Source organism: Amycolatopsis thermalba, from assembly GCF_003385215.1.
In the GTDB taxonomy this organism is placed as follows: Bacteria; Actinomycetota; Actinomycetes; order Mycobacteriales; family Pseudonocardiaceae; genus Amycolatopsis_E; species Amycolatopsis_E thermalba.
The window spans coordinates 33,397-54,374 of the sequence record NZ_PQHW01000042.1; the positions used below are offsets into that span (position 1 = coordinate 33,397).

Here is a 20,978-nt window from a genome sequence, read left to right on the forward strand (position 1 = left end):
TGCGAAAACGCTTTCCGGTGCGATCTGCGCCACTTTTTACCATACCGTCCACAAAGGACACGGCGGAGCAGCGTTCCTGCCGCCGTTCGGCCGGGGGCCAGAAGCATCCGGCCGTCTAGAACAGCGTTCACCTGATCAGCGGAGTGTCACGGCCGGGCCGTACCCTGCCGCGCCGGGGCGCGCGAGGGCGCGATCACCCGAACCGGCGGCGGACCTCGGCCTTGCGGATCTTGCCGGAACCGGTCGTGGGCAGCGCGTCGGTGAACTCGACCGATTTGGGCACTTTGTACCCGGCCAGGCGGGTGCGCAGCCAGGCCAGCAGCTCGTCCGCTTCGATCCTGCTCCCGGGCGCGGGCACGACGACCGCCTTGCCCACCTCGCCCCAGCGCGGGTCCGGCACCCCGATCACCGCGCACGCCTCCACCCCGGGGAAGCCGTACAGCTCGTTCTCCACCTCGGCCGGGTAGATGTTCTCCCCGCCCGAGATGATCATGTCCTTGAGCCGGTCGACCACGTGGAAGTAGCCGTCATCGTCCACTGTGGCCACGTCGCCGGAGTGGAACCACCCGTCGCGGAGCACCTCCGCCGTCGCCTCCGGCCGGCCCCAGTAGCCCTTCATCACGTTCGGCCCGCTGACCACGATCTCGCCCTTCTCCCCCGGCGGCACCGGCTCCCCGGACGGGCCGGCCAGCCGCACGTCGGTGAAGAACGACGGCACCCCGGCGGAGCCGATCTTCTCCGCGGCGTGCTCGCGATCCAGGACCAGTGCGCCCGGGGCGGCCTCGGTCATCCCGTAGCCCTGCACGAAGGCCAGCCCGCGGTCGAGGTACCGGCGGATCAGATCGGACGGCACCGGCGCGCCGCCGCACAGCAGGGTCCGCACGCTGGACAGGTCGGTCGCGTCCCACCGCGGGTGCGCGGCCATCGCCTGGTACATCGTGGGCACGCCGAACATCAGCGTGACCCGGTCCTGTTCCACTGTGGACAGCACTGCGCCGGGGTCGAACGACGAGTGCAGGATGACCGTGCCGCCCTTGAGCAGGGCGGGCAGGCACACCATGCCCAGGGCGGCGGCGTGGAACAGGGGCGCGGCGACCAGGGCCCGCTCGTCGCTCGCGAGGTCGGTCTCCACCAGGACGTTGACGCTGTTCCAGGTGAGGTTGCCGTGGGTGAGCATCGCGGCCTTGGGCCGTCCCGTGCTGCCCGAGGTGTACATCAGCAGGCACACGTCGTCCAGGCCGACGGGCAGGTCGAGCGGCTCGTCACCGGTCGCGTCCAGCTCGCCGGCGGGCACGCGCAGCAGCCGGTCCCCCGCCAGCGCCGCGACCGTCTCCGCGTACTCCGGGGTGTGGATCAGGACCGCAGCCCCGGAGTCGGCCAGCGCGTGGTCCAGTTCCCCGGCGGTCAGCCGGAAGTTCAGCGGCACGAACACCGCGCCGGCCTGCCCGCACGCGAACAGGGTCTCCAGGTAGGCCGGGTGGTTGGGCCCGAGGTAGGCCACCCGGTCGCCCGGGCGGACCCCGGCGGCCCGCAGGCCCCGGGCCAGCCGCGCGACGCGGCGGGACAGCACACCGTAGGTCAGCTCCGTCCCGCCGTGCCGGACGGCGATCGCGTGCGGGCTCATCCTGGCGCGGCGCACCGGCCACGAGCCCAGACCCTGGTTGCGCACTACTTCTCCGGGTCGAAGGCGCTCAGGCCGGGGCGGTAGGACTTCTGGTCGAGGAACTGGGTCAGCCCCTTGGCGCGGGCGCCGGCCTTGTCCGCGAACTGCGACTGGTCGAGCTTGGCGTAGAGGTAGTCCTCGGCCTGCTCCCACGGCATCTCCTGGGCGATCTTGTACCCGGTCTTGGCCGCGTGCAGGACCACCTGGTTCATCGACGCCAGCTTCAGCGCGACCTCGCGCGTGCGCTCCCGCAGCCGGCCGGCGGGCAGCGCCTCGTTGACCAGCCGCATCTGCGCGGCGCGACGGCCGTCGAACGGCTCGCCGGTCATGATGTGGTACAGCGCGTCGCGCTGCGGCACGGTCGCGGCGAGGGCCCGGGAGACCACGCCGCCCGGCGGGATGCCCCAGTTGACCTCGGACAGCCCGAACTGGGCGTCCTCGTCGGCGAAGGCCAGGTCACACGCCACCAGCGGGGTGAACGCGCCGCCGAAGCACCAGCCGTTGACCATCGCGATCGTCGGCTTGCTCCAGTTCGCCAGCCGCTTCCACTGCCACTCGGCGCTGGCCCGGCGGACCCGGATCTGCACCGCGGTGCTGCCGGTCGCGTCGACCTCGCGGAAGTACTCCTTGAGGTCCATGCCCGCGGAGAACGACTCGCCGGCGCCGGTGAGGACCAGGACCCGGCAGCGGTCGTCGCCCTCCAGGTGGTCCAGCACCCGGACCATCTCGTCGTTCAGCGCGGGGTTCATGGCGTTGCGCTTGTCCGGCCGGTTGAGCGTGACCCAGGCGATGCCCTCGTCGAACTCCACCAGAACCGTGTCGCCCCAGGGCTCCGTCCGGACCCGCCCGTTGCCGACCGCTGTGCTCATCAAGGCTCCTCTATATCAGTAGTTCTGATATAGGAATAGCAAGGGCGGGCCGACGGCGTCAAGGTCAGACCGATCGCAAGGCCTCCGTCGGCGCCATCCGGGCGGCGCGGATCGCCGGGAGCAGGCCGGCCAGCGCGCCGATCAGGACGGCGGCGACCAGCCCGCCCGCCCAGGCGAGCGGCGGGATCACCGTGGCCCAGCCCTTGACGTGTGCGTAGACGAACGTCGCGGCCGAGCCGATCGCCACCCCGGCGGCTCCGCCGAGCGCGGCGAGCAGCACCGCCTCGGACAGGAACTGCAGGCGGATGTGCCCCCGGGTGGCACCGAGCGCGCGCCGCAGCCCGATCTCGGAGCGCCGTTCCAGCACCGAAATGACCATCGTGTTGGCCACCCCGATCCCGCCGACCAGCAACGCCACCGCGCCGAGCCCGAGGAACAGGCCGTTGAGCGCCGACTGCGCCGCCGCCCGTGCCTCCAGCGCGGCCGAGGGCTGGCTGACCGAGACCTCGTCGGCGTGCTCGGGGTTCGCGGTGGCCGCGAGCACGGCCTGCACGTCGGCGACCCGGTCGGTCTGCGCCCGGACGTAGACGGTCGTCGGGTGCCCGTCGAAGTCCAGGTAACGCTGGGCGGCCGGGTACCCCACCAGCACCATCGAGTCGACCTCCGGCGCCAGTGCGGCGGGCGCGAGGATGCCGGCGACGTAGAACCACTGCCCGCCCACCTGGATGCGCAGCCCGTCGTACAACTCCGAGATGCCGAGCCGGCGCGCGGCGTCCGCGCCGAGCACCGCGACCGGCTGCTCGGCGGTGGCCGCGTTGAGGTAGGCGCCCTTCGCGACCGGCGCGCGCAGCACCTCGGGCAGTCCCAGGCTGGCGGCCCCGACGCTGATCGCGTTCGTGTTGAAGCGCGGGATGTGGGGCGATCGGTACACCTCGGTGTCGACGCTGCCGGTGCTCTCCGTCATCTCCACCGGGCCGATGCGCGCGATCATCCCCGGCGCCTCGTAGGGCAGTTCGGCGTCGCCGCCGCTGATCGTCTGGCCAGGAGTGACGGTGAGCAGGTTGGTGCCCAGCGCGTCGATCTCGGCCAGCAGACCGGCCTGCGATGACGCCGAGAGGCCGAGCACCGCGACCATCGCGGCCACCCCGATCGCGATGCCGAGCGCGGACAGCGCGGCCCGCATGCGCCGGGTGCGCAGGCCACCGGACGCGGTGCGCGCGAGGTCGGCCGGCAACAGGCGGCCGGGGACGGTGGTGCTCATGCCGCCCGGCCTTCCGCCGTCGTGTCGGCGACGATCCGGCCGTCCAGCACCTCGATGCGCCGGGGCAGCCGCGCCGCCAGCTCCCGGTCGTGCGTGATCATCACGATCGTCGTGCCCTGCCGGTTGAGGTCGGTCAGCAGCTCGAAGATCGCACTGCCCGAGACGCTGTCGAGGTTCCCGGTCGGCTCGTCGGCGAGCACGATCGCCGGATCGCCCGCCAGCGCCCGCGCGATCGCCACCCGCTGTCTCTCCCCGCCGGACAGCTCGGGCGGGCGGTGCCCCATCCGGTGGCCGAGCCCGACCCGCGCGAGCGCCTCCGCCGCAGCCTCCCGCCGGACCCGCTGCCGGACACCGGAGTACAGCATCCCGACGGCGACGTTCTCCAGTGCGGTCTCCTGGGGCGTCAGGAAGAACTGCTGGAACACGAACCCGATGCGGCTCGCGCGCAGCGCCGCGAGGTCGCGGTCGGACATGCTCGCCACGTCCTCGCCGACGACGCGCACGGTGCCCGACGTCGGCCGGTCGAGGGTGCCCATCACTTGCAGCAGCGTCGACTTCCCCGAGCCCGAGGGGCCGACGATCGCCACCAGCTCCCCCGGCTCGACGGTGAACGTGGCACCGTCCAGCGCGACCACCGGCGACACACCCGGGTAGACCTTGGTGACCTCGTCGAGGTCCAGAACCGGTGCGCTCATGCCGGCACCACCACGTTCTGCCCCTCCGCCAGGCCGTCGCCGCGCACCTCGACGCGCCCTGCGCTGTCGTCGAACAGGCCGGTTTCGACCGGGACCAGCCGGCGCGCGCCGGAGACGTCGACGACCTCGACCGCGTACCCACCGCCGGCGAGCGCGAGCAGGGCGTTGACCGGAACGGTGAGGACGTCCTGGACGGTCTCGGACACGATGGACACCTGCACCGGCGCCTGGTCGAGCTGACCGGTGGCGGCCGGATCCGACGGTGTGATGTGAACGTCCACCGTGGTGCTGTCGTCGTCCTTGGTGGCCACCTTGCCGACCCAGGCGACCACGCCGTCGGTGCGGGTGCCGTTGGGCAATGTGATGGTCACCGGGTCGCCCGCCTTGACCTCGGACTGCTTGTTCGCGTTCAGCGCGACCGTGACCTCGCGCTGGGTCGAGGACGCGGTCAGCAGGACCCCACCGGGCGCCGCGGCAGCGCCCAGCGCGGCATTGACCTGGGTCACCCGGATCTCGGCGGCGGGCAGGAACACGATCTGGCCGAGCGTGAGCTGCCCGGTTTCCTCGATCCCGGTGTGCTCCTGCAGTTCCCGCACCGCGTAGTAGGTCTGGCGGCCGAAGTAGTCCGACTCCGGGTCCAGCTCGCCGGTCGTGGCGTACCCGAGCGCCACCAGCGCGGCGTTGAGCTGCTGGACGTCGGCGCCCTCCATGCCCCAGTACAGGTTGCGGTAGGCCGGGTAACCGCCCTGCAGCAACAGGACCGCCACGCCCTCCACCCAGTACAGCGCGTCGCCCTGCTTGACGATGTCGCCGACCGCGGGCAGCCGGGTGACCTTGCCGTTGGCGTTGTTGATCGCCGGGTAGCTGCCGGCGTAGCCGAGCGTGCCGTTCTGCTGGCTGCGCGCCGACAGCGTGCCCTTGGTCACCTGGCCGAGCCCGGTGGCCGATCCGTTGTCGATCGACGTTTCGGTGGCCGGCGCCCCGAACGGGTCGGCGACGACGAAACCCGTGCCCGCCGCGGCGAGGATCGCCACGACGGCGACCACCCGCCCGGCCCGGCGTCGCGCGGTCACGAGCGGGGCCTGTTCTTCTGCGGCATGTTCTGCGGCACGTACTGCTGGCACGCCTTTTCGGCCGCCTCGAACTGCGGCGACTCCGGGTCGACCGGGCCGCCCTGCAGCAGCGCCGGGAAGCCGCCGTCGGCATCGGGGTCCGGGAACGCCGGAACCCCGTTCTCCCGCATGCACTGCGCGTACTTCAGCTTGTCCTCGGCCGGCCACTGGTCCCCCATCGCCGACTTGCCCTTGTCACCGGGCATGAGCTGCTTGCACTTCGAGTCCGCGTCCTTGAACTGCTGGGACTGCGGGTCGATCCCGCTGCCTTCGTCGAACGTCATGCCGCCGTCGGCTTGTGGGTCGGGGAAGTTCGGGACTCCGTTGGCGCGCATGCACTGCGCGTAGGCGACCGGGTCGGCACTGGCGGCCGCGGCCTGCGTCGTGGACGACGACGAACCGCCCACGCTCGCGACCGAGTTGCCCGGGTCGTCGCTGCCGCACGCGGCGGTCGTGGCGAGGGCGCCCAGCAGGAGCGCCGTCGCGAGGATCCGTTTCATGGTTGTCCTCCGTTTCGGGATGTGCGGCAAGTTCTACGGAGAGCCCGGTTTCGGGGTGGTTTCACCGGTTCCGATACGCCGGCGAAACCGCCGCGGGGGCATCCTGATGTCGTGCGGGTACTGGTGGTGGAGGACGACGAGGAGATGGCGCGGACGGTCGCGACCGGGCTGCGCCGGGCCCGGATGGCGGTCGACGTGGCGTTCGACGGGCCGGGCGGTCTGGACCGGGCGCTGGGCAACGACTACGACGTGATCGTGCTGGACCGCGACCTGCCGGGCGCGCACGGCGACGACGTGTGCGCGGAGCTGGTGGCGGCCGGGTGCCGCAGCCGCGTGCTGATGCTGACGGCGGCGGCGAGCACCGAGGACCTGGTCGAGGGACTGGGCCTCGGCGCCGACGACTACCTGGCCAAGCCGTTCGACTTCCCGGCGCTGGTGGCGCGGATCGGGGCGCTCGCGCGCCGCGCCCACCGGGCGGTGCCGCCGGCGCTGCGGCACGGCGACCTGGTGGTCGACACCGCCCGGCGCACCGCGAGCCGAGGCGGGCGGGCGCTGGAGCTGGCACCGAAGGAGTTCGGAGTGCTGGAACTGCTGCTCGCTGCGCAGGGCCGGGCCGTGCCGGCGGAGGAACTGCTGGAGAGGGTGTGGGACGAGGCCGCGGATCCGTTCACGCACGCGGTGAAGATCACGATCAGCCGGCTGCGCGCGAAACTGGGCGACCCGCCGGTGATCGAGACAGTGGCCAAGCGCGGCTACCGGGTGGCTCCGTGCTGAGGCGCCTCGCGCGGCGGTGGCTGCCCCGGCGGACCGTGCGGCTGCGGCTGACCCTGCTCTACGGCGGGGTGTTCCTGGTCTCGGGCGCGGCCCTGCTGGTGGTCACCTACCTGCTCGTCGCCCACGCGGTCCGCGGCCCGTTCCAGGCGTTCCAGCCGGCGCCCGGGAACGCCCCGGCTCCCGCCGGCGCCGGCCTGCTGACCGGCGCCGCCGAGATGCTGCCGCGGCAGATGCAGGAGGCCGTCGAGAAGCAGCAGGACGCCATGCTGCACCAGCTGCTCGTCCAGTCCGGCATCGCGCTCGGACTGATGGCGGCGGCGTCGGTCGCGCTCGGCTGGCTCGTGGCCGGGCGGATTCTGCGGCGCCTGCGGACGATCACCACCACCGCGCGGGACATCTCCGCCACCAACCTGCACCGCAGGCTGGCGTTGGACGGGCCGGTCGACGAGCTGAAGGAGCTCGGGGACACGATCGACAACCTGCTCGCCCGCCTGGAGGGGTCCTTCGAGGCGCAGCGGCGGTTCGTCGCCAACGCCTCGCACGAACTGCTCACCCCACTGGCCCGTCAGCGCGCGCTGGGGCAGGTCGCGCTGTCGGATCCGGACGCTCCGGCGGCCGAGCTGCGCCGGGCGCACGAACGGATCCTGGCCGCGGGCGAGCAGCAGGAGCGGCTCATCGACGCGCTGCTCACGCTCGCGCGCGGGCAGACCGGGATCGCTGTCCGGCGGCCGTTCGACCTCGGTGAGCTGGCTCGCGAGGTGACCGACGCCCGGCCCGACGCCGGCGTGACGATCCGGACGTCGGCCGGTCCCGCCGTCGCGTCCGGGCACCGCCCGCTGGCCGAACGGCTCGTGTCGAACCTGGTGGGCAACGCGGTGCGGCACAACGTGCCCGGCGGCTGGGTGGAGGTGCTCACGCGGACCTTCGACGGGCGCGCGGTGCTCGTCGTGTCGAACACCGGGCCGGAGGTTCCCGCGGACGCGATCGGCGACATCTTCCAGCCCTTCCACCGGCTCGGCGCCACCCGCACGGGCGAAGGGCTGGGTCTGGGTCTGTCGATCGTGGAGGCGGTGGCGCGGGCCCACGACGCGACGGTGACCGCGGTGCCGCGAGCGGGCGGCGGCCTCACGGTGACGGTCGCCTTCCCGGCGGCCGCGGCTGGTGCGGACAATCGGGGGCATGAGGTGTCCCTGCGGGTTGGGTGAGACGTACGAGAACTGCTGCGCGCCGCTGCACCGCGGCGAGTCGGCGGCGCCGACCGCCGAGCGGCTGATGCGGGCGCGGTTCAGCGCGTTCGCCGTCGGCGAGGTGGACTACCTGCTCGCCAGCTGGCACCCGGACACCCGCCCGACTGCGATCCGGCTCGACCCGGCCCAGCGGTGGACGCGGCTGGAGGTTCTCGCGACCACCGGCGGCAGCCCGTTCCACACGCACGGCACCGTCGAGTTCCGCGCCCACTACCGGGACGCCGCGGGGCCGGGCTCGCTGCACGAGGACAGCGAGTTCACCCGCCTGGACGGCCGCTGGGTGTACACCGGGCCGCGCCGGGTAGCCCGCCGGACATGACCGAGTTCGAACGCGAACGCGCCATGCCGGCCCCGGCGGAGCGGGTGTTCACCGTGGCCGCCGACGTGAACCGGCTCGACGAATGGCTGCCCGGCGTGATCACCGTGCACCCGGCCGAACCGGAGGGCGTGGACGTCGACGTGCACGACCCCGCCGGCGAGTACGAGGCGCCCGGGGTGCTGGGCGCGCGCCGCGAGCAGCTGCGGCTGGAGTGGGGCCGCCGCGGCAGCCCGGACTACAGCGGGTGGCTGCAGGTGTCTTCGGCCGAGGGCGGGTCCAGCTACGCCACCCTGCACCTGTCCTTCCACGGCGACCAGCCGGCCAACCACGGCGGCCGCGCGGCGGAAGACGTCGAGCGGCGACTGGACGAGTCGCTGGACAAGCTGGCGAACCTGGTGTCGACGGGGTGAACGTCGTGGCCGCCGGCGATCACCCCGCGCTCGTGAGGTGCCGGGTATAGGTCGTTATACGGCCGGCGTGCGGGGATCCCGCGCGGCCGCGATCGCCTCCCGGACCATGTCCGGTGCCACTTCCGCGGCGCGCTCCCGGAAACCGCTCGCGTACAGGCCGTCGATGATCAGCCAGATCCGGTCCGCCAGCCCCTCCGGGTCGGGCACGCCGGTCGCCCCCGCCAGGCGTCCGACCAGCTCGCGCGTCTGGGCCAGGTACTCGCGCGCCATCCGCTCCGGCAGCTCGTCCCCGGCCGGGAACTCGGTCAGCAGGTTGCGGAACGGGCACCCGCGGAAGTCCGGCCGCCGCAGCCGTCCGGCGATCTCCGCCACCAGCGCCACCAGCCGCTCACCCGGGTCGTCGCCCGCTTCGCGCAGCGCTTGCGCCTCGGCGCGGTCCCGTCGCTCGCGGAACCGGCCGAGGTAGGCCGCGACCAGGTCGGTCTTGCTCGGGAAGTGCGCGTAGAGCAGGTTCTTCCCGCAGCCGACCTCGCCGATGATCCGGCTCATCCCGACGGCGCGGACCCCTTCGGTGTAGAAGAGCGCGCCCGCGACGTCGAGGATCCGCTCCCGCGTTCCCGGTGCTGCCGTGCGTGCCATGTGTCGAGGATAACGGACCGATCGGTCCGCGCGCCGTTGACAGCCGTGTGATCAGCGGCGCATGCTCGGACCGATCGGTCCGGGACCGATCGGTCCGCCAGAAGGGAGCACGCCAATGAGGGACGCCGTCATCGTCGAGGCCGTCCGCACCCCCGTCGCGAAGGGCAAGCCGACCGGCGCCTACGCCGCGGTTGCACCCCGTCGAGCTGCACGCGCACGTCCTGCGCAGCGCCGTGGAACGCGTGCCGGGCCTCGACCCGGCCGAGATCGACGACGTCATCGGCGGCGCCGTCGGCCAGGTCGGCGAGCAGAGCGGCAACACCACCCGGTTCGCGGCGCTGGCCGCGGGCTTCCCCGAGTCGGTCGCCGGCGTCACCGTCGACCGGCAGTGCGGCAGCAGCCAGCAGGCGATCAGTTTCGCCGCCCAGGGGATCGTCGCCGGCGCCTACGACATCGTCCTCGCCTCCGGCGTCGAGTCGATGAGCCACCTGCCGATCGGCAGCTCGGCCAACGTCGACGGCGTCCGCGCCGACGTGTGGGGCCCGTCGGTCGACCGCCGCTACCCCGGCGGGCTCATCCCGCAGGGGGTCAGCGCCGAGCTGATCGCCCGCAAGTGGAACCTGTCCCGCACCCAGCTCGACGAGTTCGCCGTCACCAGCCACCAGCGGGCGGCCGCCGCGTGGCGCGACGGGCACTTCGCCGGCCAGGTCGCGCCGCTGAAGGTGACCGCCGCCGACGGCACGGTCACCCAGCTCGACGCCGACGAGACGATCCGGCCCGGCACCACCCTCGAGGTGCTGGCCGGGCTGCGTCCCGCGTTCGCGCACGACCACTGGACCGGGCGGTTCGGCGAGATCGACTGGAAGGTGACCGCGGGCAACTCCAGCCCGGTCAACGACGGCGCGGCCGCGCTCGTGCTCACCACCAGCGAGATCGCGCGGCAGCGCGGCTGGCGGCCGCGGGCGCGGATCCACACCGCGACGGTCACCGGCGACGATCCGGTCTACATGCTGACCGGGATCATCCCGGCCACCGCCAAGGTTCTCGCCCGCGCCGGACTGTCCATTTCAGACATCGACGCGTTCGAGGTGAACGAGGCGTTCTCCTCGGTCGTGCTCGCCTGGCTCGCCGAGACCGGCGCCGACCCGGCGAAGGTCAACGTCGACGGCGGCGCGATCGCCATCGGTCACCCGCTGGGCGCGAGCGGCGCGCGGCTGGCCACCACCCTGCTCGGCGTGCTGGAGCGCACCGGGGGCCGGTTCGGGCTGCAGACCATGTGCGAGGCGGGCGGCACGGCCAACGCCACCATCATCGAAAGGCTCTGACATGGACATCGCCGGTTCCATCGCGCTCGTGACGGGCGCCAACCGCGGTCTCGGCCGCGTGCTCGCCACCGCACTGCTCGACCGCGGCGCGAAAACCGTCTACGCCGCGGCCCGCGATCCGCGGAGCATCACCGATCCGCGCCTGACACCGGTCCACCTCGACGTCACCGATCCGGCGTCGGTCGCCGCGGCGGCGGAGCTGGCTTCCGACGCCACGCTGGTGGTCAACAACGCGGGCATCGGCAGCAACGGTTCGCTGCTCACCGCGCCGGACCTGGACGCGGCCCGGGCGGTGCTGGAGACCAACTTCTTCGGCCCGGTCCACGTGTCCCGCGCGTTCGCACCGGTCCTCGGCCGCAACGGCGGGGGCGCGCTGGTCAACGTGCTGTCGGTGCTGTCCTGGCTCGCGCCCCCGATCACCGCCGACTACAGCGCGGCGAAGGCGGCCGCATGGTCGTTCACCAACTCGGCCCGGTGGGAGCTGCGCGGCCAGGGCACGCTGGTGGTCGGGGTGCATGTGGGGTACATGGACACGGACATGGCCGCGCACGTGAACGGCCCGAAGGTGGCGCCGGAAGACCTCGCACGGCAGATCCTGGACGCGGTGGAGAGCGGGCAGGAGGAGGTGCTGGGCGACGAGCTGAGCCGCGGCGTGAAGGCAGGGCTCGCCGGACCGGTCGCCGCGTTCGAGCGGTAACCTGCCCCGCATGGGGGGATTCCGGTTCGTGCTGCCCGTTCTGTTGTGCGTCGCGGCCTGTTCGGCGCCAGCGCCACAGCCTCCGCCGCCGCCCGCGGATTGCGCCCACTACGACGCGGGCCTGGTCGACGCGGCGCTGGGGCACCGCGGGTTCGTGCTCACGCTGACCAACTGCGGGACCGCCGCCCGCGCGGTGTCCGGCTACCCGGACGTCCAGGTGCTCGGCCCGGAGGGCCGGGTGCTGGACGTCCGGGTGGAGCGGGGCACGTCCTACATGGCGATCGACCCCGGGTCGGGGACTTTCGCGCTGGCGCCGGGGAAGTCCCTGGTCTCGGTGGTGTCCTGGGCGAACACGGTGACCGACGGTGAGGTGCTGACCGGCTCGGCGCTCGGTGTCGCCTCCAGGCCCGGGGAGGCGCCGCAGCGCCTCCCGGTGGAAACCGACCTCGGCACGACGGGTGAGATCACGGTGACCGCCTGGGCCGAGGAGCTGGCGCGCTGACCCGGACCACGGCGGCCACCCTCCGGCGGGGGATACATGGCGTGCAGCACCCACGTGCTCGCCGGCCAGCCCTGCGCGTCGAAGCCCGTCGCGCGCTCCATCTCGGGCCGGCCGGCGAGCCAATCCAGCTCGCGCTCCGGGTCCGGCGCCGGCCGCATCGGTGTCTCCCGCCCGGCGCAACGGAATTCCGCTAGACCCGCACCTCCTCGCGGGCCACCGTCCACGCGCGGGCCTGCTCGCTGATCGTCACGCCCAGGCCGGGGCGCCCGGACAGGTGCATGCGGCCGCCCGCGATCTCCAGGTGCTCGTCGAACAGCGGGTCCAGCCATTCGAAGTGCTCGACCCACGGCTCGCGCGGGTAGGCGGCCGCCAGGTGGATGTGGATCTCCATCGCGAAGTGCGGCGCCAGCCCCAGGTGCGCGTGGTCGGCCAGGGCCATCACCTTCAGGAACTGCGTGATGCCCCCGACCCGCGGCGCGTCCGGCTGCACGACGTCCGCGCCACGAGCCCGGATCAGCTCGGCGTGCTCCCCCGCGCTCGCGAGCATCTCGCCCGTCGCGATCGGGGTGTCGAACGCCGCCGACAGCCGCGCGTGCCCCTCGAAGTCGTAGGCGTCCAGCGGCTCCTCGATCCACACCAGGTCCAGCGGCTCCAGCGCGCGGCACATCCGGCGCGCCGCCGCGCGGTCCCACTGCTGGTTCGCGTCGACCATCAGCGGGACGTCGCCGATCTTGTCCCGCACCGCCGTCACCCGGGCCAGGTCGGTCTCGTGCGAGGGGTGGCCCACCTTGATCTTGATGCCGCCGATGCCCCGCTCGACGGCCGCGGCCGCGCGGTCGACCACCTCCTCGATCGGCGAGTGCAGGAACCCGCCGGAGGTGTTGTAGCAGCGCACCGAATCCCGGTGCGCGCCGAGCAGTTTCGCCAGCGGCAGCCCGGCCCGCTTGGCTTTCAGGTCCCACAACGCCACGTCGAACGCCGCGATCGCCTGCACGGACAAGCCGCTGCGCCCGACGGACGCGCCCGCCCACACCAGTTTGTCCCAGATCTTGCCGATGTCGCTGGGATCCTCGCCGAGCAGCACCGGTGCGATCTCGCGGGCGTGCGCGAACTGGCCCGGCCCGTCGGCGCGCTTCGAGTAGCTGAACCCGACGCCCTCCAGCCCGGCCTCGGTGGTGATCTCGGCGAACAGCATCGCCACCTCGGTCATCGGTTTCTGCCGTCCGGTGAGGACTTTCGCGTCGCTGATCGGGGTCGCCAGCGGCAGCGTCACCGACGAGATCCGTACCCGGGTGATGCGGTCGAGGGTGGCGTTCATGCGGTCTGCTCCCTGGTGTCGAACTCGATGCGGCGGATCTTGCCCATCACGGCGAGCCCGGCGAGGGCCAGCACGCCGTGCGCGGCGACGAACCACAGCGCGGTGTCGAACGAACCCGTGGCCTGCACGGTGTAGCCGATGACGATGGGCGTGACGATCCCGGCCGCGTTGCCGAACGCGTTCATCGTCGAGCTGACGAAACTCATCGCCTGCGGCGGCGCGATGTCGGTGGTGATCGCCCAGCCCAGCGAGCCGACGCCCTTGCCGAAGAACGCCAGCGTCATGATCGCCACGATCAGCGCGCTGCTGTCGGTCAGGCTGCACAACGCGATGCTGGTCGCCAGCACCATGCCGATCACCGACGGGATCTTGCGCGCCGCCGTCAGCGACTTCCCCCGGCGCAGCAACGCGTCCGAGGAGAACCCGCCGGCCAGCCCGCCGGCGAACCCGCACAGCGCGGGCAGCGCGGCCACGAACCCGACCTCCAGCAACGACAACCCGCGCCCCTTGACCAGGTAGACCGGGAACCACGTGATGAAGAAGTAGGTCAGCGCGTTGACCGCGTACTGCGACAGGTACACACCCCACAGCGGGCGGGTGGAGAAGATCCGCGCGATCGTGCGGCGGTCCAGCGGGGCGCGCTGCTCGGCGCGGGTGCGCGCGTCGTCCAGGTCGACCAGGGCGCCACCGGTGGTCATGGTCTCCAGCTCGGCCCCGGTGACGCGGCGGTGCCGGCGCGGCGAGTCCATCCACCGCGACCACAGCAGCGCCAGCGCGAGCCCGAGCACGCCGAGCATGACGAACACCCAGCGCCAGCCGAACTGGTGCGTGATCCACCCCATCACCGGCGCGAACAGCGCGGTCGCGAAGTACTGCGCGGAGTTGAACACCGCGGTGGCGCGGCCGCGTTCGGCGGTGGGGAACCAGGTGGCCGCCACCCGCGCGTTGGCCGGGAACGCCGGTGACTCGAACACGCCGAGCAGCAGCCGGAGCGCGAACACGATCGTCACGGCCACCAGTACCGGCGTGGTGATCAGCCCGACCAGGCTGATCGCGGCGGTGACCACGGTCCACAGCGCGAGGCTCAGCGCGTAGATGCGGCGTGCGCCGAAGCGGTCCAGCAGCATCCCGCCGGGCAGCTGCCCGGCCACGTAGGCCCAGCTGAACGCGGAGAAGATGTAGCCGAGCTGGACGGTGCTGAAGCCGAGGTCGGCCTGCAGGCTGCTGCCGGTGATCGACAGGCTGCTGCGGTCGGCGTAGTTGATCGCGGTGATGACGAAGATCAGGGCGAGAACGAGGTACCGGGTGGGGATGCGGCGGCGGCCGGTCGCGGGGCGCGCCACGGCCTGCGCCGTCTCGGTGTCCGGCATCGGTGTCCTCCTGCGTTGGAGTGTGTCAGGAGGTTAGGGCGGTGCGTTGATTCCCGTCCAAGACTGTTTGAACATCGAGTGATACCCGCACGGCATCGCTCAGGTCAGCTCGGCCGTGAGCGGTTCCAGCGCGGTGAGCACAGTGGACAGTGCCGGGTTCGCCGACTCGCGCGCCCACAGCAGGTGCAGTTCGACCGGCCGGTCCGGCAGCCCGCCGAGCTCGGCCCAGGCCACGCCGTCGATCCGCATCCGCGTCGCCGACTCGGGCACGAACGCCACGCCCCGCCCGGCGGCGACCAGCCAGATCATCGTCTGGATCTGGCTCACCGCGTGGACCACGTTGCGGTGCGCGATCGGCACCAGCCCGACCACGAGGTCGTAGAAGTAGCGCGCCTTGACCGCCGAGTGCATGATCAGCGGCTCGTTCGCCAGGTCGTCCGGGGCGACCGGCCCGGCGCCCGCGAGCCGGTGCCCCGCCGGCACGCACAGCACGAGCCGTTCCCGGTGCACCGGGCGGGAGGCGAAGGTCTCGGTGTCGAACGGCGGGCGCGCCAGTCCGAGATCGATCTCGCCGTTGGCCAGCGCGGCGACCTGTTCGCCGGTGACCATTTCGGACAGTTCCACGCGCAGGTCCGGCAGCCGGCCGCCGATCGTGTTGAGCACGCGGCCGAGCACCCCGAAGGCCGAGGCGCCGGTGAACCCGATGCGGATCGAGCCGGCCTCGCCAGCCGCGATGCGCCGCGCGAGGTCGGGGGCGCGCCCGGCGAGCGCGAGCAACCGCCGGGCGTCGACCAGGAACGCCTCCCCGGCCGCGGTGAGCCGCACGCCGCGGCTGTCGCGGTCCAGCAGCTGTGCGCCGACCGACCGCTCCAGTTTCTGGATCTGCCTGCTCAGCGGCGGCTGCGTCATGGAAAGGCGCTCGGCGGCGCGGCCGAAATGACGTTCCTCGGCGACGGCGACGAAGCCCTCGAGCTGGCCGAACGAGAACTCCATGCCGGAAAGGTATCATCGGATGCAACAACGGTGTTGGACTGGTATCGCCGGTGGCACCTACCGTCAGGAAACCGAACATCCCCAGTCCATCGAGAGGTCACCGATGTCCTCCCTCCCCACCGCCGGGCCGCTCGACGCCGCGGTCGGCAAGGTCTTCCGCCGCGTCGTCCCGCTGTTCGTCGTGATGCTGATCTGCAACCAGCTCAACCGCTCCAACATCGGGTACGCCCAGGAGCACCTGGAAGCCGACGTCGGCATCGGCGCGGCCGCCTACGGCCTGGGCGCCGGCCTGTTCTTCATCGCCTACGCGATCTTCGAACTGCCCAGCAACATGCTGATGGAGCGCTACGGGCCGAAGATCTGGCTGACCCGGATCATGGTCAGCTGGGGCCTGGTGTCCGCCGCGATGGCGTTCGTGCAGGGGCCCACGTCGTTCTACGTGCTGCGGTTCCTGCTCGGCGCCGCCGAGGCCGGGTTCTTCCCGGCGATCATCTACTTCTTCTCCCGCTGGCTGCCCAGCTCGCACCGCGGCCGGGCGACCGCGCTGTTCGTCGCGGGCTCGTCGATCGCCGCCGCGGTGTCCGGCCCGCTGTCCGGGCCGCTGCTGTCGCTGCACGGCTTCCTCGGCGCGGCCGGCTGGCAGTGGCTGTTCGGGCTGGAGGGGCTGCTGTCGGCGGTGGTCGGCCTGATCGCCTACACGCGGCTGGACAGCCGGATCACCGACGCGAAGTGGCTGAGCCGACCGGAGCAGGACGCGCTGGCGGCGGCCATCGAGCAGGAGGACGAGGCCCGCCGGTCCACCGCGGCGAGCGGCTCGGTGTCGCGCTGGCGCCTGCTGGTGCAGCCGCAGATCCTGGTCTTCTGCGTGATCTACTTCGCGATCCAGCTGTCCATCTACGCGAACACGTTCTGGCTGCCGAACATCATCCGCCGCATCGAGGGCACGAACGACATCACCGTCGGCCTGCTGTCGTCGCTGCCGTGGATCTGCGCGGTCGTCGCGATGTACTTCACCGGGCGCGCGTCGGACAAGCTGGGCCGCAGCAAGCCGCTGCTGATCGGCGCGCTCACCGTCGCCGCGGCCGGCACCTACCTCGCGGCGATCGTCTCGCCGGTGCTCGCGCTGGTGTTCCTGTGCGTCGCGGCGATGGGCTTCAAGAGCGCCAGCCCGCTGTTCTGGACGATCCCGCAGGGCAGCGTGCACCCGCTGGCCCTGGCCTCGGCGGTGGCGATCATCAACTCGCTGGGCAACCTCGGCGGGTTCGTCTCGCCCTACGGCTTCGGCCTGATCAAGGAGGCGACCGGTGAGGTGACCTGGGGCCTGTACGCCCTGGCCGCCGCGTGCCTGGTCGCCGCCGTCCTCGTGCTGTTCCTGCGCCGCGACCGGGTCGTGGCGCCCCCGGTAACCCTCCGAGAGACCGTTGGAGAGAAGTCATGACGTTCACCCCGACCGAGCTCGCCCGGCGGCTGGGCTCCGGCCTGCTGTCGTTCCCGGTCACGCACTTCGACCGCGAGCTGAACTTCGACGAGCCCGCCTACCGCGACAACATCGCCCGGCTGGGCAAGTACGAGGTGGCCGGGTTGTTCGCCGCGGGCGGGACCGGGGAGTTCTTCTCGCTCACCCCGTCCGAAGTGGACCGAGTGGTGCGCGCCGCGGTGGAGAGCGCCCCGGAGGGCACGCCGATCGTCGCCCCCGCGGGGCAGAGCACGGCGGCCGCGATCGAGTTCGCCCGCGCGGCCGAGCGGGCGGGCGCGGACGGCGTCCTGCTGTTCCCGCCCTACCTCACCGAGGCGCCCCAGGACGGCCTGGCCGAGCACGTGCGCGCGGTGTGCGCGGCCACCTCGCTCGGCGTGATCGTCTACAGCCGCGCCAACGCCAAGTACAGCGCCGAGACCGTGGACGCGCTGGCCGCCGACTGCCCGAACCTCGTCGGGTACAAGGACGGCGTCGGCGACGTCGAGGCCATCACGAAGATCCACGCCCGGCTCGGCGACCGCCTCACCTACATCGGCGGGCTGCCCACGGCCGAGACGTTCGCGCTGCCCTACCTCGAACTGGGTGTCACCACCTACTCGTCGGCGATCTTCAACTTCGTGCCGGAGTTCGCGCTGGCCTTCTACGCCGCGGTGCGGGCGGAGCGGCGGGACGAGGTGCGGCGCATGCTGAAGGAGTTCGTGCTGCCGTACGTGGAAATCCGCAACCGGAAGGCCGGGTACGCGGTGAGCATCGTGAAGGCCGGCATGACCGCGACCGGCCATCCCGCCGGGCCGGTCCGCCCGCCGCTGAGCGACCTGACGCCGGACGAGCTGGCGGCGCTGACCACGCTGATCGAGGGGGTGGCCTGATGCTGACCGGGGAGATGTTCGTCGGAGCGGCGCGGGTGCGCGGCTCCGGCAAGGAGGTCCGCTCGCGCGACCCGCGCACCGGCGAGGAACTGGCGCCCGGCTACCGCTACGGCGGGGCGGCCGAGGTGGCGCGGGCCGCTGCCCTGGCGGAGGAGGCGTTCGACGTCTACCGCGCCACGGACCCGGCGACGCGGGCGGCGTTCCTGGAGCGGATCGCGGAGGAGATCAGCGCGCTGGCCGGGCCGATCGTCGAGCGGGCGGTGCTGGAGACGGGTCTGCCGGAGGCGCGGCTGACCGGTGAGGTCGGCCGCACGACCGGGCAGCTGCGGCTGTTCGCCGCGACGCTGCGCGAGGGCAGCTGGCACGGGGCACGCATCGACCCGGCACAACCGGACCGCACTCCCCTGCCGCGCGCGGACATCCGGCAGCGGCGGGTGCCGCTGGGGCCGGTCGCGGTGTTCGGCGCGAGCAACTTCCCGCTGGCGTTCTCCGTCGCGGGCGGGGACACCGCGTCCGCGCTGGCCGCGGGCTGCCCGGTCGTGGTGAAGGCGCACGACGCGCACCTGGGCACGTCCGAGCTGGTGGCGTCGGCGGTGCGGGCCGCGGTGGTGGCGTGCGGGTTGCCCGAGGGCGTGTTCTCGCTGCTCGTCGGGGACGGGCCGGAGCTGGGCACGCAGCTGGTGACCGATCCGCGGATCCAGGCGGTGGGGTTCACCGGGTCGCGTCGCGCGGGGCTGGCGCTGGTCGCCGCGGCGGCCTCCCGGCCCCAGCCGATCCCGGTGTACGCGGAGATGAGCAGCGTGAACCCGGTGGTGCTGCTGCCGGGTGCGCTGGCCGCGCGCGGTGCGGAGCTGGGCACGGCGTTCGTCGGCTCGCTGACGCTGGGTGCTGGCCAGTTCTGCACGAACCCGGGCCTGGTGCTGGCCGTCGAGGGGCCCGGGCTGGACGAGTTCGTGTCCGCGGCGGCGGAGGCGGTGCGCGGCGACGCGGGCGGGACGATGCTGACGCTGGGCATCGCCGGCGCGTATGCGAGCGGCCGGGACCGGCTGGCCGGGCGGCCGGGGGTGACCGAGCTGGCGCGGGGCGAAGCCGGGTCGTCGGTGGCCTGTGGTGGCGCGGCGCTGCTGAGCGTCGACGGGTCGCGGTTCACGGCTGACCCCGAGCTGCAGGAGGAGGTGTTCGGCGCGACCTCGCTGGTGGTGCGCTGCGCCGACCAGGCCGAGCTGCTCGCCGTGGTGCGTGCGCTGGAGGGACAGCTGACGGCGACCGTGCACGCCGACGAGAGCGACGAGCCGCTGGCCGCCGCGCTGCTGCCGGTGCTGGAGCGCAAGGCGGGGCGGATCCTGTTCAACGGCTGGCCCACCGGGGTCGAGGTCGGGCACGCGATGGTGCACGGCGGCCCGTTCCCGGCCACTTCCGACTCCCGCACGACGTCGGTCGGCTCGCTCGCGATCGAGCGGTTCCTGCGGCCGGTGGCCTACCAGGACGTGCCGGCCGCGCTGCTGCCCCCGGTGCTGCGCGACGGCAACCCGGAAGGCGTGTGGCGCAGGATCGACGGCGAGCTCTCCCGCGACTAGAAAGGCGTTCGACATGACCGTTCCCGTGGTGACCGAGATGCGGGTGGTGCCCGTCGCGGGTCAGGACAGCATGCTGCTCAACCTCAGCGGTGCGCACGCGCCGTTCTTCACCCGGAACCTGGTGGTGCTCACCGATTCCGAGGGCCGCACCGGGGTGGGCGAGGTGCCCGGCGGCGAGCCGATCCGGTCCACTTTGGAGGATTCCCGCTCGCTGGTGGTGGGGCGGCCGGTGAGCCGGCACCACGCGGTGCTGGCCGAGGTGCGGCGCCGGTTCGCCGACCGGGACGCGGGTGGCCGCGGCGCGCAGACGTTCGACCTGCGGGTGACGATCCACGCGGTGACCGCGCTGGAGGCCGCGCTGCTCGACCTGCTCGGGCAGCACCTCGAGGTGCCGGTGGCGGAGCTGCTCGGCGAGGGGCGGCAGCGCGACCGGGTGCCGGTGCTGGGGTACCTGTTCTACGTGGGTGACCGGCGGCGCACCGACCTGCCGTACCGCGGTGGCTCGGGTGACGGGTGGTTCCGGGTGCGCGACGAGGAGGCGCTGACGCCGGAGGCCGTGGTGCGGCTGGCGGAGGCGGCGCAGGCGCGGTACGGGTTCCAGGACTTCAAGCTGAAGGGCGGGGTGCTGCCGGCCGAGGAGGAGGCCGAGGCGGTGCGGGCGCTGGCCGCGCGGTTCCCGTCGGCGCGGATCACGCTGGACCCGAACGGCGGGTGGCTGCTGGACGAGGCGATCCGGGTGGGCCGGTCGTTGCGGGACGTGTTGTCGTACGCGGAGGATCCGTGTGGCGCGGAGGGCGGGTACTCGGGCCGGGAGACGATGGCCGAGTTCCGGCGGGCGACCGGCCTGCGCACGGCGACGAACATGATCGCGACCGACTGGCGGCAGCTCGGGCACGCGGTGCGGATGGACGCGGTGGACATCCCGCTGGCGGACCCGCACTTCTGGACGATGGCGGGCTCGGTGCGGGTCGCGCAGCTGTGCGACGCGTGGGGGCTGACGTGGGGTTCGCACTCGAACAACCACTTCGACGTGTCGCTGGCGATGTTCACGCACGTCGCGGCGGCCGCCCCGGGCGACATCACGGCGATCGACACGCACTGGATCTGGCAGGACGGCCAGCGCCTGACGGTCGAGCCGCTGCGGATCGAGGACGGGGAGATCGAGGTGCCGCGGCGGCCGGGCCTCGGGGTGGAGCTGGACTGGGACCAGGTGGCGCAGGCGCACGAGCTGTACCAGCGCGAAGGACTGGGCACCCGCGACGACGCGGCGGCGATGCAGTACCTGATCAAGGACTGGACCTTCGACCCGAAGCGCCCGTGCCTGGACCGGTGAGGCGGGCGGGGTTCGGCGGGGGCTGGCG

Annotated in this window: 20 protein-coding genes and 1 pseudogene; 11 read left to right on the forward strand and 10 right to left on the reverse strand. The window is 72.8% G+C overall.

The window, feature by feature from the left end; all coding sequences use genetic code 11:
• Positions 1-193: 193 nt before the first annotated feature.
• The 6 genes from D0D15_RS18280 to D0D15_RS18305 all read right to left on the reverse strand — a co-directional run bounded on the left by D0D15_RS18280 (position 194) and on the right by D0D15_RS18305 (position 6,100).
• Positions 194-1,669, reverse strand: coding sequence for an acyl-CoA synthetase (locus D0D15_RS18280; protein WP_094008554.1), 1,476 nt, complete (start codon positions 1,667-1,669; stop codon positions 194-196).
• Positions 1,669-2,532 carry a p-hydroxycinnamoyl CoA hydratase/lyase gene (locus D0D15_RS18285; protein WP_094008553.1) on the reverse strand — a complete coding sequence of 288 codons (864 nt, stop codon included), beginning with the start codon at positions 2,530-2,532 and terminating at the stop codon, positions 1,669-1,671. The genes D0D15_RS18280 and D0D15_RS18285 overlap by 1 nt, the downstream gene beginning before the upstream one ends.
• 64 nt (positions 2,533-2,596) lie before the next feature.
• Positions 2,597-3,793, reverse strand: coding sequence for an ABC transporter permease (locus D0D15_RS18290; RefSeq protein ID WP_094008552.1), 1,197 nt, complete (start codon positions 3,791-3,793; stop codon positions 2,597-2,599).
• A complete protein-coding gene (locus tag D0D15_RS18295; RefSeq protein WP_094008551.1) occupies positions 3,790-4,488 on the reverse strand; it encodes an ABC transporter ATP-binding protein in 699 nt (232 codons plus the stop codon). The genes D0D15_RS18290 and D0D15_RS18295 overlap by 4 nt, the downstream gene beginning before the upstream one ends.
• The gene (locus tag D0D15_RS18300) at positions 4,485-5,561 is read right to left on the reverse strand and encodes a peptidoglycan-binding domain-containing protein (RefSeq protein ID WP_094008550.1); all 1,077 of its coding nucleotides are present in this window, start codon (positions 5,559-5,561) and stop codon (positions 4,485-4,487) included. The genes D0D15_RS18295 and D0D15_RS18300 overlap by 4 nt, the downstream gene beginning before the upstream one ends.
• Entirely contained in the window at positions 5,558-6,100 is a 543-nt protein-coding gene (locus tag D0D15_RS18305; RefSeq protein ID WP_094008549.1) for a hypothetical protein, read from the reverse strand. Before D0D15_RS18305 ends, D0D15_RS18300 begins: the two co-directional genes overlap by 4 nt.
• Positions 6,101-6,211: 111 nt before the next feature.
• Between D0D15_RS18305 and D0D15_RS18310 the strand changes: the two genes are divergently transcribed.
• The 4 genes from D0D15_RS18310 to D0D15_RS18325 are packed head-to-tail and all read left to right on the forward strand — an operon-like array spanning position 6,212 to position 8,850.
• On the forward strand, positions 6,212-6,874 hold the full coding sequence (locus tag D0D15_RS18310; protein WP_115944602.1) for a response regulator transcription factor: 663 nt from the start codon (positions 6,212-6,214) through the stop codon (positions 6,872-6,874).
• Entirely contained in the window at positions 6,868-8,079 is a 1,212-nt protein-coding gene (locus D0D15_RS18315; protein ID WP_233157509.1) for a sensor histidine kinase, read from the forward strand. The genes D0D15_RS18310 and D0D15_RS18315 overlap by 7 nt, the downstream gene beginning before the upstream one ends.
• Positions 8,054-8,440 (forward strand): YchJ family protein, encoded by a 387-nt coding sequence (locus D0D15_RS18320; RefSeq protein WP_094008547.1) that lies wholly within the window; start codon positions 8,054-8,056, stop codon positions 8,438-8,440. Before D0D15_RS18315 ends, D0D15_RS18320 begins: the two co-directional genes overlap by 26 nt.
• On the forward strand, positions 8,437-8,850 hold the full coding sequence (locus tag D0D15_RS18325) for an SRPBCC family protein (protein ID WP_094008546.1): 414 nt from the start codon (positions 8,437-8,439) through the stop codon (positions 8,848-8,850). The genes D0D15_RS18320 and D0D15_RS18325 overlap by 4 nt, the downstream gene beginning before the upstream one ends.
• Before the next feature lie 54 nt (positions 8,851-8,904).
• On the opposite strand, the gene D0D15_RS18330 is transcribed toward D0D15_RS18325, so the two are convergent.
• Positions 8,905-9,489, reverse strand: a complete 585-nt coding sequence (locus D0D15_RS18330) for a TetR/AcrR family transcriptional regulator (RefSeq protein ID WP_094008545.1) — start codon at positions 9,487-9,489, stop codon at positions 8,905-8,907.
• A 115-nt stretch (positions 9,490-9,604) separates the two neighbouring features.
• On the opposite strand from D0D15_RS18330, the pseudogene D0D15_RS18335 reads away from it, so the two are divergent.
• The 3 genes and pseudogenes from D0D15_RS18335 to D0D15_RS18345 all read left to right on the forward strand — a co-directional run bounded on the left by D0D15_RS18335 (position 9,605) and on the right by D0D15_RS18345 (position 12,013).
• Positions 9,605-10,814, forward strand: a pseudogene (locus D0D15_RS18335) (thiolase family protein).
• Between the two features lies 1 nt (position 10,815).
• Positions 10,816-11,511, forward strand: coding sequence for an SDR family oxidoreductase (locus D0D15_RS18340; RefSeq protein ID WP_094008544.1), 696 nt, complete (start codon positions 10,816-10,818; stop codon positions 11,509-11,511).
• Positions 11,512-11,521: 10 nt separating this feature from the next.
• On the forward strand, positions 11,522-12,013 hold the full coding sequence (locus tag D0D15_RS18345; RefSeq protein WP_094008543.1) for a DUF4232 domain-containing protein: 492 nt from the start codon (positions 11,522-11,524) through the stop codon (positions 12,011-12,013).
• A gap of 190 nt (positions 12,014-12,203) precedes the next feature.
• Here D0D15_RS18345 and D0D15_RS18350 read toward each other — a convergent pair whose 3' ends face one another.
• From D0D15_RS18350 to D0D15_RS18360, 3 genes are all read right to left on the reverse strand, one after another.
• Entirely contained in the window at positions 12,204-13,331 is a 1,128-nt protein-coding gene (locus tag D0D15_RS18350; RefSeq protein ID WP_094008542.1) for an L-talarate/galactarate dehydratase, read from the reverse strand.
• Positions 13,328-14,701: an MFS transporter gene (locus tag D0D15_RS18355; protein WP_115944603.1), complete on the reverse strand. Its 1,374-nt coding sequence runs from the start codon at positions 14,699-14,701 to the stop codon at positions 13,328-13,330. Before D0D15_RS18355 ends, D0D15_RS18350 begins: the two co-directional genes overlap by 4 nt.
• Positions 14,702-14,800: 99 nt before the next feature.
• Entirely contained in the window at positions 14,801-15,694 is an 894-nt protein-coding gene (locus D0D15_RS18360) for a LysR family transcriptional regulator (protein ID WP_094008540.1), read from the reverse strand.
• A 103-nt stretch (positions 15,695-15,797) separates the two neighbouring features.
• Here D0D15_RS18360 and D0D15_RS18365 point away from each other — a divergent pair, with 103 nt between their 5' ends.
• Genes D0D15_RS18365 through gudD form a run of 4 tightly spaced genes read left to right on the forward strand, consistent with a single transcriptional unit; the run spans position 15,798 to position 20,950 of the window.
• Complete coding sequence (locus tag D0D15_RS18365) at positions 15,798-17,132, forward strand: MFS transporter (RefSeq protein WP_115944604.1); 1,335 nt, start codon at positions 15,798-15,800, stop codon at positions 17,130-17,132.
• On the forward strand, positions 17,129-18,040 hold the full coding sequence (kdgD, locus tag D0D15_RS18370) for a 5-dehydro-4-deoxyglucarate dehydratase (RefSeq protein WP_094008538.1): 912 nt from the start codon (positions 17,129-17,131) through the stop codon (positions 18,038-18,040). Before D0D15_RS18365 ends, kdgD begins: the two co-directional genes overlap by 4 nt.
• Positions 18,040-19,617, forward strand: a complete 1,578-nt coding sequence (locus D0D15_RS18375) for an aldehyde dehydrogenase (NADP(+)) (RefSeq protein WP_094008537.1) — start codon at positions 18,040-18,042, stop codon at positions 19,615-19,617. Before kdgD ends, D0D15_RS18375 begins: the two co-directional genes overlap by 1 nt.
• Positions 19,618-19,630: 13 nt before the next feature.
• Positions 19,631-20,950 carry a glucarate dehydratase gene (gene gudD, locus D0D15_RS18380; protein ID WP_094008536.1) on the forward strand — a complete coding sequence of 440 codons (1,320 nt, stop codon included), beginning with the start codon at positions 19,631-19,633 and terminating at the stop codon, positions 20,948-20,950.
• Positions 20,951-20,978 lie beyond the last annotated feature (28 nt).

Bases quoted from the DNA above. Each gene is read 5' to 3' on its own strand.
- gudD (WP_094008536.1), top strand. From the start codon at position 19,631: ATGACCGTTCCCGTGGTGACCGAGATGCGGGTGGTGCCCGTCGCGGGT.
- D0D15_RS18375 (WP_094008537.1), top strand. From the start codon at position 18,040: ATGCTGACCGGGGAGATGTTCGTCGGAGCGGCGCGGGTGCGCGGCTCC.
- D0D15_RS18290 (WP_094008552.1), bottom strand. From the start codon at position 3,793: ATGAGCACCACCGTCCCCGGCCGCCTGTTGCCGGCCGACCTCGCGCGC.
- D0D15_RS18355 (WP_115944603.1), bottom strand. From the start codon at position 14,701: ATGCCGGACACCGAGACGGCGCAGGCCGTGGCGCGCCCCGCGACCGGC.
- D0D15_RS18340 (WP_094008544.1), top strand. From the start codon at position 10,816: ATGGACATCGCCGGTTCCATCGCGCTCGTGACGGGCGCCAACCGCGGT.
- D0D15_RS18320 (WP_094008547.1), top strand. From the start codon at position 8,054: ATGAGGTGTCCCTGCGGGTTGGGTGAGACGTACGAGAACTGCTGCGCG.
- D0D15_RS18350 (WP_094008542.1), bottom strand. From the start codon at position 13,331: ATGAACGCCACCCTCGACCGCATCACCCGGGTACGGATCTCGTCGGTG.
- D0D15_RS18295 (WP_094008551.1), bottom strand. From the start codon at position 4,488: ATGAGCGCACCGGTTCTGGACCTCGACGAGGTCACCAAGGTCTACCCG.
- D0D15_RS18325 (WP_094008546.1), top strand. From the start codon at position 8,437: ATGACCGAGTTCGAACGCGAACGCGCCATGCCGGCCCCGGCGGAGCGG.
- D0D15_RS18285 (WP_094008553.1), bottom strand. From the start codon at position 2,532: ATGAGCACAGCGGTCGGCAACGGGCGGGTCCGGACGGAGCCCTGGGGC.
- D0D15_RS18345 (WP_094008543.1), top strand. From the start codon at position 11,522: ATGGGGGGATTCCGGTTCGTGCTGCCCGTTCTGTTGTGCGTCGCGGCC.
- kdgD (WP_094008538.1), top strand. From the start codon at position 17,129: ATGACGTTCACCCCGACCGAGCTCGCCCGGCGGCTGGGCTCCGGCCTG.
- D0D15_RS18305 (WP_094008549.1), bottom strand. From the start codon at position 6,100: ATGAAACGGATCCTCGCGACGGCGCTCCTGCTGGGCGCCCTCGCCACG.
- D0D15_RS18330 (WP_094008545.1), bottom strand. From the start codon at position 9,489: ATGGCACGCACGGCAGCACCGGGAACGCGGGAGCGGATCCTCGACGTC.
- D0D15_RS18365 (WP_115944604.1), top strand. From the start codon at position 15,798: ATGTCCTCCCTCCCCACCGCCGGGCCGCTCGACGCCGCGGTCGGCAAG.
- D0D15_RS18360 (WP_094008540.1), bottom strand. From the start codon at position 15,694: ATGGAGTTCTCGTTCGGCCAGCTCGAGGGCTTCGTCGCCGTCGCCGAG.